Source organism: Noviherbaspirillum sp. (assembly GCF_036563305.1).
In the GTDB taxonomy this organism is placed as follows: domain Bacteria; phylum Pseudomonadota; class Gammaproteobacteria; order Burkholderiales; family Burkholderiaceae_D; genus Noviherbaspirillum.
On the sequence record NZ_DATCMQ010000014.1, the window covers coordinates 245523 to 260084 of the forward strand.

Annotated in this window: 14 protein-coding genes; 8 read left to right on the forward strand and 6 right to left on the reverse strand. The window is 67.1% G+C overall.

Annotated features, from left to right (window positions below; all coding sequences use genetic code 11):
• The 6 genes from VIM12_RS13990 to VIM12_RS14015 all read left to right on the forward strand — a co-directional run bounded on the left by VIM12_RS13990 (position 1) and on the right by VIM12_RS14015 (position 6228).
• Complete coding sequence (locus VIM12_RS13990; RefSeq protein ID WP_331942271.1) at positions 1-2409, forward strand: xanthine dehydrogenase family protein molybdopterin-binding subunit; 2409 nt, start codon at positions 1-3, stop codon at positions 2407-2409.
• 10 nt (positions 2410-2419) lie between these two features.
• Positions 2420-3217: a xanthine dehydrogenase family protein subunit M gene (locus VIM12_RS13995; protein ID WP_331942272.1), complete on the forward strand. Its 798-nt coding sequence runs from the start codon at positions 2420-2422 to the stop codon at positions 3215-3217.
• Positions 3218-3238: 21 nt separating this feature from the next.
• Complete coding sequence (locus tag VIM12_RS14000) at positions 3239-4159, forward strand: MoxR family ATPase (protein WP_331942273.1); 921 nt, start codon at positions 3239-3241, stop codon at positions 4157-4159.
• Positions 4156-5403, forward strand: a complete 1248-nt coding sequence (locus VIM12_RS14005; RefSeq protein ID WP_331942274.1) for a VWA domain-containing protein — start codon at positions 4156-4158, stop codon at positions 5401-5403. The genes VIM12_RS14000 and VIM12_RS14005 overlap by 4 nt, the downstream gene beginning before the upstream one ends.
• Entirely contained in the window at positions 5390-5893 is a 504-nt protein-coding gene (locus VIM12_RS14010; RefSeq protein WP_331942275.1) for a carbon monoxide dehydrogenase subunit G, read from the forward strand. The genes VIM12_RS14005 and VIM12_RS14010 overlap by 14 nt, the downstream gene beginning before the upstream one ends.
• A gap of 71 nt (positions 5894-5964) precedes the next feature.
• The gene (locus VIM12_RS14015; RefSeq protein WP_331942276.1) at positions 5965-6228 is read left to right on the forward strand and encodes a hypothetical protein; all 264 of its coding nucleotides are present in this window, start codon (positions 5965-5967) and stop codon (positions 6226-6228) included.
• Between the two features lie 161 nt (positions 6229-6389).
• Here VIM12_RS14015 and VIM12_RS14020 read toward each other — a convergent pair whose 3' ends face one another.
• The 3 genes from VIM12_RS14020 to VIM12_RS14030 are packed head-to-tail and all read right to left on the reverse strand — an operon-like array spanning position 6390 to position 7973.
• Positions 6390-6827, reverse strand: coding sequence for a hypothetical protein (locus VIM12_RS14020; protein ID WP_331942277.1), 438 nt, complete (start codon positions 6825-6827; stop codon positions 6390-6392).
• On the reverse strand, positions 6824-7237 hold the full coding sequence (locus VIM12_RS14025; protein WP_331942278.1) for an OsmC family protein: 414 nt from the start codon (positions 7235-7237) through the stop codon (positions 6824-6826). Before VIM12_RS14025 ends, VIM12_RS14020 begins: the two co-directional genes overlap by 4 nt.
• A 34-nt stretch (positions 7238-7271) precedes the next feature.
• Positions 7272-7973, reverse strand: coding sequence for a pirin family protein (locus tag VIM12_RS14030; RefSeq protein WP_331942279.1), 702 nt, complete (start codon positions 7971-7973; stop codon positions 7272-7274).
• A 374-nt stretch (positions 7974-8347) separates the two neighbouring features.
• Between VIM12_RS14030 and VIM12_RS14035 the strand changes: the two genes are divergently transcribed.
• Positions 8348-8530, forward strand: a complete 183-nt coding sequence (locus tag VIM12_RS14035; RefSeq protein WP_331942280.1) for a hypothetical protein — start codon at positions 8348-8350, stop codon at positions 8528-8530.
• A 326-nt stretch (positions 8531-8856) separates the two neighbouring features.
• Positions 8857-9798 (forward strand): LysR substrate-binding domain-containing protein, encoded by a 942-nt coding sequence (locus VIM12_RS14040; RefSeq protein ID WP_331942281.1) that lies wholly within the window; start codon positions 8857-8859, stop codon positions 9796-9798.
• Positions 9799-9864: 66 nt separating this feature from the next.
• Here the strand turns inward: VIM12_RS14040 and VIM12_RS14045 are convergent, their stop codons facing one another.
• The 3 genes from VIM12_RS14045 to VIM12_RS14055 form a co-directional block, all read right to left on the reverse strand.
• On the reverse strand, positions 9865-11010 hold the full coding sequence (locus tag VIM12_RS14045) for a glycosyltransferase (protein WP_331942282.1): 1146 nt from the start codon (positions 11008-11010) through the stop codon (positions 9865-9867).
• 671 nt (positions 11011-11681) lie between these two features.
• Positions 11682-12863 carry a GGDEF domain-containing protein gene (locus tag VIM12_RS14050; RefSeq protein ID WP_331942283.1) on the reverse strand — a complete coding sequence of 394 codons (1182 nt, stop codon included), beginning with the start codon at positions 12861-12863 and terminating at the stop codon, positions 11682-11684.
• A 147-nt stretch (positions 12864-13010) separates the two neighbouring features.
• Entirely contained in the window at positions 13011-14012 is a 1002-nt protein-coding gene (locus VIM12_RS14055; protein WP_331942284.1) for a transglutaminase family protein, read from the reverse strand.
• Positions 14013-14562: the final 550 nt, after the last annotated feature.

Genomic DNA, 14562 nt, shown 5'->3' on the forward strand with positions numbered 1-14562 from the left:
ATGAACGCTCCCTCGGAACGCGAAACCGGCATCGGCGCCTCGGTGCGCCGCAAGGAAGACTACCGTTTCCTGACTGGCAGCGGCAGGTACACCGACGACGTGCAGGTGCCCGGGCAGACGTATGCGTATTTCCTGCGCTCGCCCTATCCGCATGCGGCGATACGGGCGATCGACGCGAGCGCCGCCCGCGCCGCGCCCGGCGTCGTCGCGGTGCTGACCGGCGAAGACCTGGCCGCGGACAAGGTGGGCGGCGTGCCGTGCGGCTGGCTGATCACCGACGTCGACGGCAAGCCGATGAACGAGCCGGCGCATCCGGCGCTGGCCCAGGGCAAGGTACGCCATGTCGGCGACCAGGTGGCCCTGGTTATCGCGGGCAGCTACCTCCAGGCCAAGGATGCGGCCGAACTGATCCAGGTCGACTACGAGCCCCTGCCGGCGGTGGTCGACGCGCGGGACGCGCTCAAGGCCGATGCGCCGCAACTGCACGAGACCGCGCCCGGCAACAAATGCTATACCTGGTCGCTGGGAGACAAGGCGGCGGTGGAACAGGCGTTCGCCAGCGCCCATCACCTCACCCGCATCGAGCTGACCAACAACCGGCTGGTGCCGAATGCGATCGAGCCGCGTTCGGCGCTCGCGCACTACAGCCGCGCCGACGACAGCTATACCCTGTATGTCGCCAACCAGAACCCGCACGTGGAACGGCTGCTGATCACCGCCTTCGTGCTTGGCCTGCCCGAGCACAAGATGCGCGTCATCGCGCCCGACGTCGGCGGCGGTTTCGGCTCGAAGATCTTCCTGTACCCGGAGGACGTGGCGCTGGCCTGGGCATCGAAGAAGATCAACCGGCCGGTGAAGTGGACCGCCGAACGTTCCGAGTCCTTCCTCTCCGACGCGCACGGCCGCGACCATGCGACGGTGGCCGAGATGGCGGTCGACGGGAACGGCAGGTTCCTGGCGATGCGGGTGCATACCGTCGCCAACCTCGGCGCCTACCTGTCGACGTTCTCCACCTCGGTGCCGACCATCCTCTATGCGACGCTGCTGGCCGGCCAGTACAGTACGCCGCACATCTATGCCGAGGTCGACGGCGTGTTCACCAACACCACGCCGGTCGACGCCTACCGAGGCGCCGGCAGGCCGGAGGCCGCCTATGTGGTGGAACGGCTGGTTTCGGCGGTCGCACGCGAGATGAAGATCGACGACGTCGAACTGCGGCGGCGTAACTTCATCACCACCTTTCCATACCAGACCCCGGTCGCCCTGCAGTACGACATCGGCGACTTCCATGCCTGCCTGGACGGAGCGCTGGAACTGGCTGACGTCGCCGGCTTTCCGGCCCGGCGCGAGGAAGCCAGGCAGCGCGGCAAGCTGCGCGGCCTCGGCTTCTCCACCTACATCGAGGCCTGCGGCCTGGCGCCGTCCAACATCGCCGGCGCCCTCGGCGCCCGCGCCGGCCTGTACGAGGTCGGCGAGATCCGCGTGCATCCGACCGGCAGCGTCACCGTGTTCACCGGCGCGCACAGTCATGGCCAGGGGCATGAGACCACCTTCGCCCAGATCGTGTCGGCCCGGCTCGGCATTCCGTTCGAGCAGGTGGACATCGTGCACGGCGATACCGGGCGGGTGCCGTTCGGCATGGGCACCTACGGTTCGCGCTCGCTGGCGGTGGGCGGGTCGGCCATCGTCAAGGCGCTCGACAAGATCGAAGCCAAGGGCAAGCAGATCGCCGCCCACCTGCTGGAAGCCTCCGCCGCCGACATCGAGTTCCGGGACGGCAGCTTCACCATCGCGGGCACCGACCGCAGCGTGCCTTTCGCCCAGGTCGCGCTCGCGGCATATGTGCCGCACAACTATCCGCTCGACAAGCTGGAGCCGGGCCTGAACGAGACCGCCTTCTACGATCCGGGCAACTTCACTTACCCGGCCGGCGCCCATATCTGCGAAGTGGAGGTCGATCCCGATACCGGCGAGGTGGAAGTGGCGGCGATGACCGCGGTCGACGATTTCGGCAGCGTGATCAACCCGATGATCGTCGAAGGCCAGGTGCACGGCGGGCTGGCGCAGGGCATCGGCCAGGCGCTGCTGGAGAACTGCGTCTACGATCGGGAGAGCGGGCAGCTGCTGTCGGGCAGTTACATGGACTACGCGATGCCGCGCGCCGACGACCTGCCTTCCTTCCGGGTCGGCAACCGGGTCACGCCCTGCACGCACAATCCGCTCGGGGCCAAGGGCTGCGGCGAGGCCGGCGCGATCGGCTCGCCGCCGGCGGTGATCAATGCCGTGATCGACGCGCTCGCGCCGCTGGGCGTGACCCACCTGGACATGCCGGCCTCGCCCGAGCGCGTCTGGAACGCCATTCGTGCGGCGCAGGCGGAAACCCGGCAGGCGCCCGTGCGGCCGGCATAAGGAGAAAGCCATGTATCCATTTGAACTGCACAGCCCCAGGAGCGTGAGCGAAGCCGTCGCCCTGCTCGCCAATCCCGATGCCCGCCCGCTGGCCGGCGGACAGAGCCTGGTGCCGGCGATGAAGCTGCGCCTGGCGTCGCCTGCCGCCCTGGTCGACCTGAACGGCATCGAGGAATTGCGCGGCATCCGCCGCGACGGAGAAACGCTGGTCATCGGCGCCGGCAGCCGCCACGCCGAGATCGCGCAGGCCGCCGACGTGACCCGGGCGATCCCGGCGCTGGCGGGCATGGCGGCAGGCATCGGCGACCTCCAGGTGCGCAACCTTGGCACCCTGGGCGGCGCACTTGCCAACAACGATCCCGCCGCCTGCTATCCGGCCGCCGTGCTCGGACTCGGTGCCGTCATCCGCACCGACCGCCGCAGCATTCCCGGGGACGCCTTCTTCAAGGGCATGTACGAGACCGCGCTGGAGCCCGGCGAGCTGATCGTCGCGGTGGAATTCCCGATCCCCGAACGGGCCGCCTACCTCAAGTTCGAGAATCCGGCCTCGCGCTTTGCGCTGGTCGGCGTCTTCGTCGGCCGCGACCGGCAGGGTGCAGTACGGGTGGCGGCAACCGGCTGCGCCGGCTGCGCCTTCCGTGTGACGCCGCTGGAGCAGGCACTGGAGGCGGACTTCACCCCGGACGCCGCGAAGGCGGTGCGGATACCCGCCGACGGCCTGAGCACGGATCTGCATGCGAGCGCCGCCTACCGTGCCCATCTGATCCCGGTGCTCGCCGCGCGCGCGGTGGTCCGGGCATTGCAGTGATGCGGGCCGGCCCGCGGGTACATGCGCTTGGATAGCCTGCCGTCTTCCGTCGACGAGGTACTGCAGTTGCTGGCGTCGCAGCAGTACGTCGCGGAGCGCCACCTGGCGACCGCCCTGTACCTGGCGCTGGCCATGGGCAGGCCGTTGTTCCTCGAAGGTGAGGCGGGCGTCGGCAAGACCGAGGTCGCCAAGGCGCTGGCGGCGGGGCTGGGGCGCCGGCTGGTGCGGCTGCAATGTTACGAGGGTCTGGATATCGCGAACGCGGTCTACGAATGGAATTATCCACGCCAGATGATCGAAATCCGGCTGGCCGAGGCGGCCGGGCAGGCATCGCGCGACGCGCTGGAGGCCGGCATCTTCACCGATCGCTTCCTGATCCGGCGGCCGTTGCTGCAGGCGCTGGAAAGCAGCGGCGACGGTGCGCCGGTGCTGCTGATCGACGAACTCGACCGCGCCGACGAACCGTTCGAGGCCTACCTGCTGGAAGTGCTCGCCGAGTACCAGGTCAGCATCCCCGAACTCGGCACCATCCGGGCCGCCCGGCCGCCGCTGGTGGTGATCACTTCCAACCGTACCCGGGAGATCCACGACGCGGTCAAGCGCCGCTGCTTCTACCACTGGGTCGACTATCCCGACCGCCAGCGCGAACTGGACATCGTGCGGCGCAAGGCGCCGCACGCCGCCGAGCGCCTGAGCCGCGAGGTCGTCGCCTTCATCGCGCGGCTGCGCGCGATGGCGCTGTACAAGGCGCCGGGGGTGTCCGAGACCATCGACTGGGCGGCGGCACTGGCGGTGCTCGACAAGACCGCGCTCGATCCCGAGTCGGTGCAGCAAACGCTGGGCGTCATGCTGAAGTACGAGGACGACATTGCACGGCTGGACGCGGATACCGTGGCACAGCTGGTCGATGGCGTGCGCGGCGACGTGGCGGGGCAGCCGTGAACACGACCGCCATGCCCGAGCGCGGCCGGCTCGCGGACAACGTCATGCATTTCGCGCGCGTGCTGCGCAAGGCCGGCCTGCCGATCGGGCCGGCAGGCGTGCTCGACGCGCTGCAGGCCCTGGAGGCCGTCGGCCTGGAACGCCGTGATGATTTTTATCATGCGTTGTCGACGGTGCTGGTCGTCCGCCGCGAGCAGCAGGCGTTGTTCGACCAGGCATTCGACCTGTTCTGGCGCACGCCCGCCGGCGACCGCCGCACGGCCGGCCTGCGCGACCTGCTGAGCGGGGTGCGCGCAGCGGAGGCAGCGAAGCCGCCGGTCTCGCCGCGGATTGCGCAAGCCTTGCTGCCGGGCGCGACAGGCGCCGTCCCCCGGGTCGACGAACTGCCGCCCGAGCTTGCGCTCGACGCGGCCATGACGATGTCGCCGCGCGAGGCCTTGCAGTCCAGGGACTTCGCCTTGATGAGCGCGGAGGAACTGGCTGAGTCCAGGCGCATGCTGGCATCGCTGCGCATGCCGTTGCCGGAGATCCCTGCCCGCCGCGCGCGGCCCTCGCGCCGTCGCCGCGATGTCGACCTGCGCGCCACGCTGCGGGACAGCGTGCGTTGTCCCGACAGCCTGGTTGCGCTGCGCCACCGGGCGCCGCGCCGGCGGCAGGCAACGCTGGTAGTCCTGTGCGACATCTCGGGCTCGATGGAGCGCTATTCGCGCATGCTGCTGCACTTCGTGCATGCACTGTCCAACAAAGGCGGCCGGGTGCACGCCTTCCTGTTTGGCACGCGCCTGTCGAACATCACCCGCCCGCTGCGCGACCGCGACGTCGATGTCGCGCTCGGCCAGGTGTCGTCGCAGGTGGCCGACTGGGCCGGCGGTACCCGGATCGGCGCCTGCCTGCAGGAGTTCAACCGCTGCTGGTCGCGTCGCCTGCTTGGCCAGGGCGCCGTGGTGCTGCTGATCACCGACGGCCTGGACAGCGAGGATGCGCAGGGCCTCGGCGCGGAGATGGAACGCCTGCACCTGTCCTGCCGCCGGCTGCTGTGGATCAATCCGCTGCTGCGTTTCGCCGGCTTTGCGCCGAAGCCCGCCGGGATACGCGCGATGCTGCCGCATGTCGATGTGTTCCTGCCCGCCCACGACCTTGACAGCCTGACCCGTCTCGGCGCGTTGCTGGGCGCCGCCGGCGACCGGCGCCCCGCGCCGGCCAATCGAAGTCCTCACCTCGGAGTCCGCCATGGAAATGTCTAGCGTGCAGATCGTGCCCGCCCACCCGGACCGGGTCTGGGCCGCCCTCAACGATCCGCAACTGCTCAAGGCCTGCATCACCGGCTGCGAGGCGATCGAACCGGACGGCGAGAACCAGTACAAGGTCGCGATGTCCGTGAAGATCGGCCCGGTGAATGCGAAATTCGCCGGCAAGATCCAGCTGCTCGACATGCGGCCGCCCGAATCCTACACGATCAACTTCGAGGGGCAGGGCGGCATGGCCGGTTTTGCCAAGGGCGAGGCGAAGGTCCGCCTGTCGCCCGAGGGGGACGCCACCAGCCTGGCCTACACCGCGAAGGCGCAGATCGGCGGCAAGCTGGCCCAGATCGGCTCGCGCCTGGTGGACGGCGCCGCGAACAAGATGGCGAACGACTTCTTCGCCAATTTCGCCAGGGAGTTGCAGGGGGACGCGGCTCCGGCGCGCGGGCAGGCGTCCGCGGGCCTTCCCGCGGGACCGGGCTCGCCGCCCTGATGGCAGGGCGGGAAAGCGCCGGCAGGCCTTGCCGCAGAAAGCACACTCACCGCACGACAAGGAGACAGGACATGACAGGCGAAGCGAAAGGATTCAAGGTCTGGGATGTGCAGATGCGCGAGATGCCATCCGGGGAGAGAGGGCAGGACGGTACCGCCGAGAGCGATCAGAAGGCCGTGACCACAGCCATGGTGCAGTGCCTGCAGTGCGGCGAGACCTGGGCCGCGACGGAAGGCGCGGCCGAGAAGAGCCTTGCCAATGTCCTCGGCGGCATCGTGATCACCTGTCCCAGCTGCAAGCAGACGGATGGCGTGCAGCGGCCCGCGTTCGGCTAGGCTGTGTCCGGCAAGCTGCCGCGCGACCCGACTTCGCGCCTGCGGTGCTCCGCGTACCACGCGTACGCGTGCGCTCCTCCGCGCAAATCCGGGCCTGCTCGCGACGCTACGCAAACACACCCTGGTGCGGCGCGGCGGCGCGGCCCGCGCCCCGGACCGCTTCAACCTGCCTCGAGCAAGCGCTTCAGCGAAGCATGCTCCAACACGAGCGCCGGCGCATCCTGCAGCAAGGACCGGTAGGTGACGGCAAACGCGGCCTCCTGCCGTCCCTGGGGCCAGAACAGGGCGCGGGCCCGCGCGATCATGCCGCGCGCCTCGGCATCGGTCGCACTTCCCCTGTCGCGCAAGGCGTCGACTTCGGCCATGAATACCGTCAGCGCATTCAGCCATCGGAAATCAGGATGACGCGTGAGCAGCTGTAGCAAGCCGCCGTTGTCCACCGGACCCCATTCGGCCTCGTATCGTTGCCGCGTTACGGCGAGCAGCGCCTTGTGCAGCGCGCGCAGGCGGACGGTGAGATGCGTCAGCGCAGCAGGCGCGGCCGACGTCGCCGGGCCTTCCGGATCGGTCGCGTGTGCGGGCGCCATGACCTTGTTCATCGCGCCTCCGTGACGATCCGGATCTGTCCCGACAGCGTCTTGTGCACCGGGCACTTCTCCGCGATCACGTCGAGGCGCTGCTTGTCGTCCGCGCTCAGGTTGCCGAGATAGCTGATGCGCCGCTCGAGCATGAAGACGCCATCCTGCTGCCGGTGCCCGACGCGGACGTCGATGTCCCGCAGGTCCATGCTCTTGCGACGCGCATACATGGTGACCGTGATCGCCGTGCATGCCGCCAGCGCCGCCGCGAGCAGGTCGTACGGCGCCGGGCCGGTGTCCTCTCCGCCGAGTTCGACGGGTTCGTCCGTCAGCACCCTGTGGGTCCCCATCTCGATCACATGCTGCAGTTTTCCCTCGCCACGATGCACTCTGACTTCCATGTTCTTCTCCTTGTCGACAGCATTGTTCATGTTGATCCGGCGCGATCTGCTTCGCGCCGGGCATTCATTGCGGCAGGTCGAACAGGAGGATCTCCGCGGCCCGGGCATTGCCGAGCGTGACCAGCGCGTCGTTCCTGATCTTCAGCGCGTCGCCGGATGCCAGGGCGACCCCGTTGACCTCCACCTCGCCCCGCGCCACGTGCACGTAGGCGATCCTGCCGGGTGCAAGCCGGTGTTCCACCCGGTCCTCCCCGTCCAGTATCGACGCAAACATCGACATGTCCTGCAGCACCGGCACCGAACCGTCGCGTCCATCGGGAGAAACGACCAGGCGCAGGCGGCCTTTCTTCGACGCGGTGTCGAAATGGCGTTCGGCGTAGGACGGCGCCGTTCCCTGCAGGTTCGGCTCGATCCAGATCTGCAGGAAATGCACCTGCTCGGCGGCGGAGTGGTTGTATTCGCTGTGGCGCACCCCGGAACCTGCGCTCATGCGCTGCACGTCGCCGTACCGCAGCACCGAGCCGTTGCCCATGCTGTCCTTGTGCTCCAGCGCGCCATCGAGGACATAGGAAATGATTTCCATGTTGCGGTGGCCGTGCGTGCCGAAGCCTTGCGAAGGCTGCACCCTGTCCTCGTTGATGACGCGCAGTGGACCGAAGCCGACGTGACGCGGGTCATGGTATTCGCCGAAGGAGAAGCTGTGGCGGGAGTCGAGCCATCCCAGATTGGCGGCGCCGCGTTCGGTGCTTTTACGGACTTCGAGCATGTTTTTCTCCTGGTTTAATACAATTTATTCGACATAGCCGTGCCGCGCCTTTTCTCGGTCGCTTTCGGCTTCCCGCCGCCGTTCTTCGGTCAGCAGGGACATTATGGCAAGGATACCCGCGTGGGAAAAACGGAAAGATTCCGTTCTAATATTCGAAAAATTCGACAATCGCTTGTCGGAGGGCGAATCGCACTGGCGGCGTCGGGATGGTCACGGACGCGCGCGGTGCAGCACGGACGACGCGGGGAGCAGGATGTTTCGGATGCCAAGCTTGCCGGGCGCGACATATCCCATAGTCATGGGATGTCTCTGAAGGCGAATTGGCCGTACCGTAGGAGGCGTTCCGTTATAAAACAAAAACAACAGGGAGACTCATGTCGCTTCGTGTCGAAAAATGCGCCGGATGCGGACAGGCATACATGCTGGAGCAGTGCAATCCGGCCTTCGCGCCGGGAGTGACCCCGGGGGTGATCACCTGTCCCGTCTGCGGCATCACCCGCGCGGCCGATCCCCAGTTCGCGTACCTGGGACACAAGCTTGACGACGAGAGCAAGTAAGAGGGGGCGGCCCGGGCTCCCACGCCTGGAAAAGGACGATTGCATGACGCCGTCTGGCGCCGCAGCGGTACGAGGAAATCCGCGACAAGGTGCGCGTCGCGGAACACCCGCCTTTCCTCGTGCCTGACCTGCCGGGTGCCGGCCACGATTGACCCGCGGCGTCGCCGCAGGACGGTCGGCTTCAGGTGAGCGGGGACACGTCCGCGTGGTCGGCGCACTTCCGGGGCGCCATCTCAAGGCCGTCACGCCGCATGCGGAGCATGCTCTACAATGGCGCGACCCGCCGCCCCGATCGGTGCCGGGGATGCCGCCACCTTGCCGCCACCATGCTGAAACTGACGCTCGAAGCCCTGCAGATCATTGACGCCATCGACCGGCTCGGCTCGTTTTCTGCGGCCGGGAAGGAGATCTTCCGCGTGCCGTCGACCATCTCCTATACAGTCGGCAAGCTGGAGGAGGACCTCGGTGTCGCGCTGTTTGTGCGGTCAGGGCCGAAGGTCACCCTCACGCCCGCCGGCAAGGAGCTGCTCAAGGAGGGGCGGCATCTCCTGCGCGCCGCGGGCGACCTGGAGTCGCGGGTGCGGCGCGTGGCCTCGGGCTGGGAAACCGAATTCGCCATCGGCATGGATTCGCTGCTGTCGCCCGCGGCGCTCGGCGACGACATCGCGGCGTTCTATGCGGCCGCGGAATACACCCGGCTGAAGGTGGCCCAGGAGGCGTTGACCGGGCCCTGGGAAGCCCTGCTCGATCGCCGGGTCGACCTGCTTGTCGGGGCGGCCGGCGACGGGCCGGCGGGCGGAGGATACAAGACTGCGATACTCGGCAGTATCGATTTCGTCTTCGCGGTGGCGCCGTCTCATCCGCTCGCATCGGTCGGGCGGCGGCTGCGGCGCGAAGACCTGCATCGTCATCGCGCGGTTGCGGTCGCCGATTCAGGTCGCAGGAGCCCGGCCAGGACCATCGGCCTCCTGTGGGGACAGGACACGCTGACCGTTCCCGACATGCACACCAAGTACCTGTTCCAGTTGTCCGGCCTCGGCGTCGGGTTCCTTCCGGTCCAGTGCGCGCGCGCCGCGCTGGCGTCTGGCGCGCTGGTCGCCCTCGAGGTGGAGGAGCCGAAGCCGCCCGAAACATTCCATCTTGCCTGGCGTACCGGCGAAGAGGGCGCCGCCCTGGCGTGGTGGCTGCAACGCGCGAAGCGGTACGCGGATCCGGCGCGCTTCGCCACCTTGCTCCCGCGTTTTGACGAAACGCGCCGCCCGCACTGACGACGCAATGGGCGTCGAGGCGTGGCGGCACCGGGCGCCTGGCATCGTTGTTCCCGGCAGCCGCTGTCAGTGGCCGGAACTTTTGCCGGCCGACGCGCCGCCGAGGGACTGCCGCACGGTGCCGCCTGCCTGTCCCAGTTGCATCCGCATCGCCTCGGCGGTCGCATCCCAGGAGGTGCGGGCCAGTTTTGCCCGCATGGTCCGGACCTTGTTGAGCATGTCGGCCGCAGGAAGCGCGAGCATCTTCTCGCACGCCGCGATGAACTGTTCCGGCTGCGCGGCAATCTCCACCACGTCGCCGTGGGAGTCCACCACGTCCTGCACCGGCGTGCTGACGATTGGCAGTTCCGCGGCCATGTACTCGAGCGACTTCGTCGGACTGATGAAACGCGTGGATGCATTGAGCGCAAACGGCATCAGGCAGACATCCCAGGCGGCGAGGAATTTCGGCAGGTCGGCGTAGGACTGCTGTCCTGCGTAATGGATGTTGTTCATCCTCGGCAGGATCCCGGGATCGATCTTGACGACGGGCCCGACCAGCACGATCTGCCAGTCGGGATGGGCGGCGGCCACCGCGCCGACGAGCTCCGGGTCCAGGCGTTCGTCGATGACCCCATAGTAGCCAAGGCGCGGCCGGGGCAGGTCGACCTGGCTGGGGTGCGCGCTGTTCCTGTCCAGCGCCTGCCGGAAATGCGCGACGTCGACGCTGCTCGGGAAGCAGTGCACGTTGTGATGGCGGTCCTTTTTTGCCCGGTAGAGACTCGCGCCGCCGGTAAACACCACGTCGGCCCGCGCGAGAAGCTGGTCTTCCCTGGGAAGCAGCTGCGGCGGCGGATTCTTGAAGGAGGCGAGTTCGTCCATGCAGTCATAGACCACCGCCGACGCCTGGAAAAGATCCAGAAGGGGCAAGGCCATCGGGGTGTAGAACCACACGATCGGCGCACCGCGCGCCGCATCGATGGTCGACAGCAGTTTTCGGAGAGCCGGCAGCTGTTCGTCGGCGAAGCCGGGCTCGGGTACGGGCGTGTTGGGGCGGTAGATGGTGACGTTCGGGATGGGACTGTATGTGGTGAGGGTCGCCTCTCCTGGCTGATGGACGGGCTCTTCGATGAAGGCGATGCGGAAATGCTTCGCAAGACGGGACAGCAGGTGCTGTGGACGCTGATAGACGAAGTCCCAGCGCAAATGGGAAAAGACAACGATTGAATCCATAAAACCCCTGCGTGAATGGTTGACGAACTGGCAAAGGTTTGAGGGGGCGGCCTCCGCTTTGTTCATTCTTTGCCATGCGGATGCGCTGGCGGCAGGCGCGTTCCTCTTGCGTAGGATTGCGTCGCTCCGGTACCGGCTGGAAAAGCAGTGCACGGCGAGGAACACCGGTGCGACCGGTTCGTGCGCAACCCCGCTTTGCAAAATCCCTTGCGGCAAGAGCAGCCGAATGGCGCGCGCGTCAATGTTACCAACGGGGTTGTAATTCTTGCGCATCGCAGCATTCTTGCCGCGATCTTGGCAAGATAGCCCAATGTAGAGGCGGCCAGCAACGCATTGTGCGGTGCGGCACGCAATCTGCTTCCTGATGCCGGTATGTTAAAAAGGAGCAAAGCCATGATGGATCACACAACTGCCGATATGCTGTACGAGCAATGGGAAGCGGCGCCCGCGCCGCTGGAGGAGTTGCCGAAAGGCCTGATCGGGGACGAGATCTAGATGCCGTGATATTGCCGGCCAGCGCTGAAAAAGCGGGTGCAAGCGGCGTCGACCATTGCTCGCGTCTGCAGGCTCGATAGCGGAACCGGCAGGCCCCTGGTTTCAGTCCCGCAACCGGGTTCGGAAGGAAAGTCGCCGTGCCCGGGCGTGCGGTATTGCCTGGCGCCACATGCCGGTCACGCGCTGGCGGAATGCGGGCGGAACGGCACGACGATGTTTTCGACCACGAATTGATTCCTGCCCGCGGCCTTGGCTTCATACAGCGACCGGTCCGCGCGATGCAGCAGGGAATTGAGCGTCTCGCTGGGACGCAGCAGCGCGATGCCGATGCTGGCGGTGACGTTCGGCCAACCCGGCACCTTCATCCGGTCGTTGATATCCGCGCGCAGGCGCTGGGCCACGAGGATGGCACCGGCGAGGTCGGTCTCGGGAAGGGCCACTGCGAACTCGTCCCCGCCCAGGCGGGCAAAGCAGTCGATGTCGCGGATTCCCCTGGACACGGTGTCGACAAAGACGCACAGCGCCTGGTCGCCTGCGGCGTGGCCGTGGGTGTCGTTGAGTTCCTTGAGGCGATCCAGGTCCAGCAACAGCACGCTCATTGGCCTGCCGTTCCGCGCCGACCGCGCGACTTCCCGTTCGCCGACCTCGAAGAATGCGCGGCGCGACCAGGCGCCGGTGAGGAAATCGCGGTTTGCGGCATGCTCCGCAAGGGTCACGATCTCGCGATGCGCAACAAGGAGGCCGCCGAGGGTAAGTACCGGCAGGGAGAAGGCGCCCGCCGCAAGGAAGAGGTGATTCCAGCCCGAGGGCTCGAGCAGCGAGCCGGGAACGCTGCCGCCGAAAATGAACAGGGCGCCCCGGTATGCATGGCCGACGCCGATCGCCGCGCACATCGACAGGATGAAGCCCAGTGTGTAGGTCGAAGGCCGGTACCGTGGATGGGCGGTCGCGACCGCAAGCGCCACGCCGGCGGCGAGCCCGGCTTGGTAGAGCGACACCGCAACGGAGCGCCAGGCAAAGGAATCCCAGACATGCCGGAAGAACCAGATCGACGCGGTCATCAGCACGACGGTGACGGCGACCGCTGCAAGGGAAACGCCGCGGCCCATCAGGCGCCGGTAGCCAACGAAGGCTGCGGCGCCTGCCGCGGCATAGAACGCATTGGCCCCCTCGTAGGCGATCCAGTCGGGCAGCTCCCGACCGAAGGCGTAGAGGACGAAGGTGCACATCCCCAGCACATTGGCGAGCAGCAGTTCGCTTGTGCCCCGAATGCCGTTCCCGCGGAATGCGTACATCACGAGAAACATGACGAAACACAGGAGCGCGGAAATGAGGAGGATTTCCTTCGTGCTGAACATGGCGGGCAAAGTGTTGAGGACACGCCAGCATAGCGCAGCTATTGCATGAAGGAAACCGGAAGTTGCCGGAATACCGCAGCCAGCGGGACTATTCCCATTCCCGGGAATGCCCGCGAGTGCTGCGGCGGGCACGGGCGTCAGGCCGGCTCAGCTTGTTGCCAGATGGGCGTCGGCCGGGCGTCCTGGCGCGTTCGCACAGGCATCGGCGAGCGGCACGCCATCGGCCTGGGCAACGGCGGCATCGACCTGCCTCGACCACACCCGGTATTCCAGCGTCCGGACCGTGCCATACATCGTCGCGATGGCGGTATCGACCGCATCCATGCCCTGCGCGATTTTGATCCTTCCCTTGAGCGGCCGGTCATGGCGGGGGTCGAAGGTCAGCCAGCGGCCGCCGAGGTAGACCTCGCAATAGGCATGGAAATCCGTCCCCATGTCGCTGCCGTCTTCCGCACGGTTGTCGTCCAGTTTGGGGATGTGGCCGGCAATGTAGCGGGCAGGAAGATCGAGCGCCCGGCAGAGCGCGATCATCACATGCGCCAGGTCGCGGCACACGCCGTAGCCGCGCCGCAGGACTTCCTGTGCCGACAGGTGGGGGAAACCCGCGCCGCAACGGTATTCGATGTTCCGGTGGACCCAGGACGAAATCGCCTGCGCCTGCGCCGCGCCGCGCGGCATGCCCCCGAACAGGGCCGTGGCAAGGTCGGTCAGGTTGTCGGATTCGCAGTACCGGCTTGGCATCGTGTAGCGAAGGACTTCGAATGGGAGGTGGTCCATCCGCTCCCCCGAGTCCGAGGAACCGACACCGTCCGCCGCATCCGGCACCAGCACGACGGCTTCGTGGCGGATCCGGTTCTGTCCCGGGCGGAGCGTGGTACGCAGGACGTCGTTGCCGAACGTGTCGCGATAGCGCCTGACCGGGAGCCCGGTGTCGACAGCGACGGATTGCGTCAGAATCTTCTGGAGCCGATGCGGGCGTGGCTGGATCAGCAGCAGTATCGACGTAGGAACCTCGACGGCATAGACCAGTTCGCATCCTGCGGCAATGGTCAGCGCATTTGCGGGGGCCGGTTCTTCATTTCCGGGCCGAAGCACGCTCGGGTTATGTCGGGTCCTGCGCAGGCGCTCGGCGGAAGACTTCAATTGCATTCAAATCCTTCTTCATTGGTTCTTGGCGACCAGGCCGGGCCGCGCCGTCCTCCGGCCACGGACTCCGGCGGGCGCCAGCGGCTGGAGTGCGGCGATTGCTTGTCCGCGGGCGGCATGTCGACCGGCCGGCCTTGTTTAATGCGTGATACCAGTTAGGACATGAAATCCTGACAATGGTTGCCGCCGGCGCGCACGCGGCAGGGAGATTCATGCAGGCGTTCCCCTTGCGGCTGCAATTGCAGCGAAGGCACCGACCCGCAGACCATCCCTTTGCAGGCGGGGTCCGGTGGCAGGAACGACGGGTACGGATCGCCGGTCGCGCCGGCGCCCGGCGGCGGCGTGGGAAGCGGGTGCGCATCCTTTCGCCGCTGCCGGCAAAGCAGCCGCCGCGACGCGCCGCTACATTGGACTACCTGCTGCTACATGGCGCTACAATACGCGCCTTGAAAACATGGATCGCGGCAGGTACTCTCCCCGCTTGCCACAAGGCGGAGCCCCTGTTGCCGGATTGGCATGGCCCGGCTGGTGGACGAAGGCCGCGGGACCCGAC

Excerpts from the sequence above, each read along its gene's own strand:
- VIM12_RS14030 (WP_331942279.1), bottom strand. The coding sequence starts at position 7,973 with ATGCTCGAAGTCCGTAAAAGCACCGAACGCGGCGCCGCCAATCTGGGA.
- VIM12_RS14015 (WP_331942276.1), top strand. The coding sequence starts at position 5,965 with ATGACAGGCGAAGCGAAAGGATTCAAGGTCTGGGATGTGCAGATGCGC.
- VIM12_RS14035 (WP_331942280.1), top strand. The coding sequence starts at position 8,348 with ATGTCGCTTCGTGTCGAAAAATGCGCCGGATGCGGACAGGCATACATG.
- VIM12_RS14010 (WP_331942275.1), top strand. The coding sequence starts at position 5,390 with ATGGAAATGTCTAGCGTGCAGATCGTGCCCGCCCACCCGGACCGGGTC.
- VIM12_RS14040 (WP_331942281.1), top strand. The coding sequence starts at position 8,857 with ATGCTGAAACTGACGCTCGAAGCCCTGCAGATCATTGACGCCATCGAC.
- VIM12_RS14050 (WP_331942283.1), bottom strand. The coding sequence starts at position 12,863 with ATGTTCAGCACGAAGGAAATCCTCCTCATTTCCGCGCTCCTGTGTTTC.
- VIM12_RS13990 (WP_331942271.1), top strand. The coding sequence starts at position 1 with ATGAACGCTCCCTCGGAACGCGAAACCGGCATCGGCGCCTCGGTGCGC.
- VIM12_RS14000 (WP_331942273.1), top strand. The coding sequence starts at position 3,239 with ATGCGCTTGGATAGCCTGCCGTCTTCCGTCGACGAGGTACTGCAGTTG.
- VIM12_RS14020 (WP_331942277.1), bottom strand. The coding sequence starts at position 6,827 with ATGAACAAGGTCATGGCGCCCGCACACGCGACCGATCCGGAAGGCCCG.
- VIM12_RS14045 (WP_331942282.1), bottom strand. The coding sequence starts at position 11,010 with ATGGATTCAATCGTTGTCTTTTCCCATTTGCGCTGGGACTTCGTCTAT.
- VIM12_RS14025 (WP_331942278.1), bottom strand. The coding sequence starts at position 7,237 with ATGAACAATGCTGTCGACAAGGAGAAGAACATGGAAGTCAGAGTGCAT.
- VIM12_RS14055 (WP_331942284.1), bottom strand. The coding sequence starts at position 14,012 with ATGCAATTGAAGTCTTCCGCCGAGCGCCTGCGCAGGACCCGACATAAC.
- VIM12_RS13995 (WP_331942272.1), top strand. The coding sequence starts at position 2,420 with ATGTATCCATTTGAACTGCACAGCCCCAGGAGCGTGAGCGAAGCCGTC.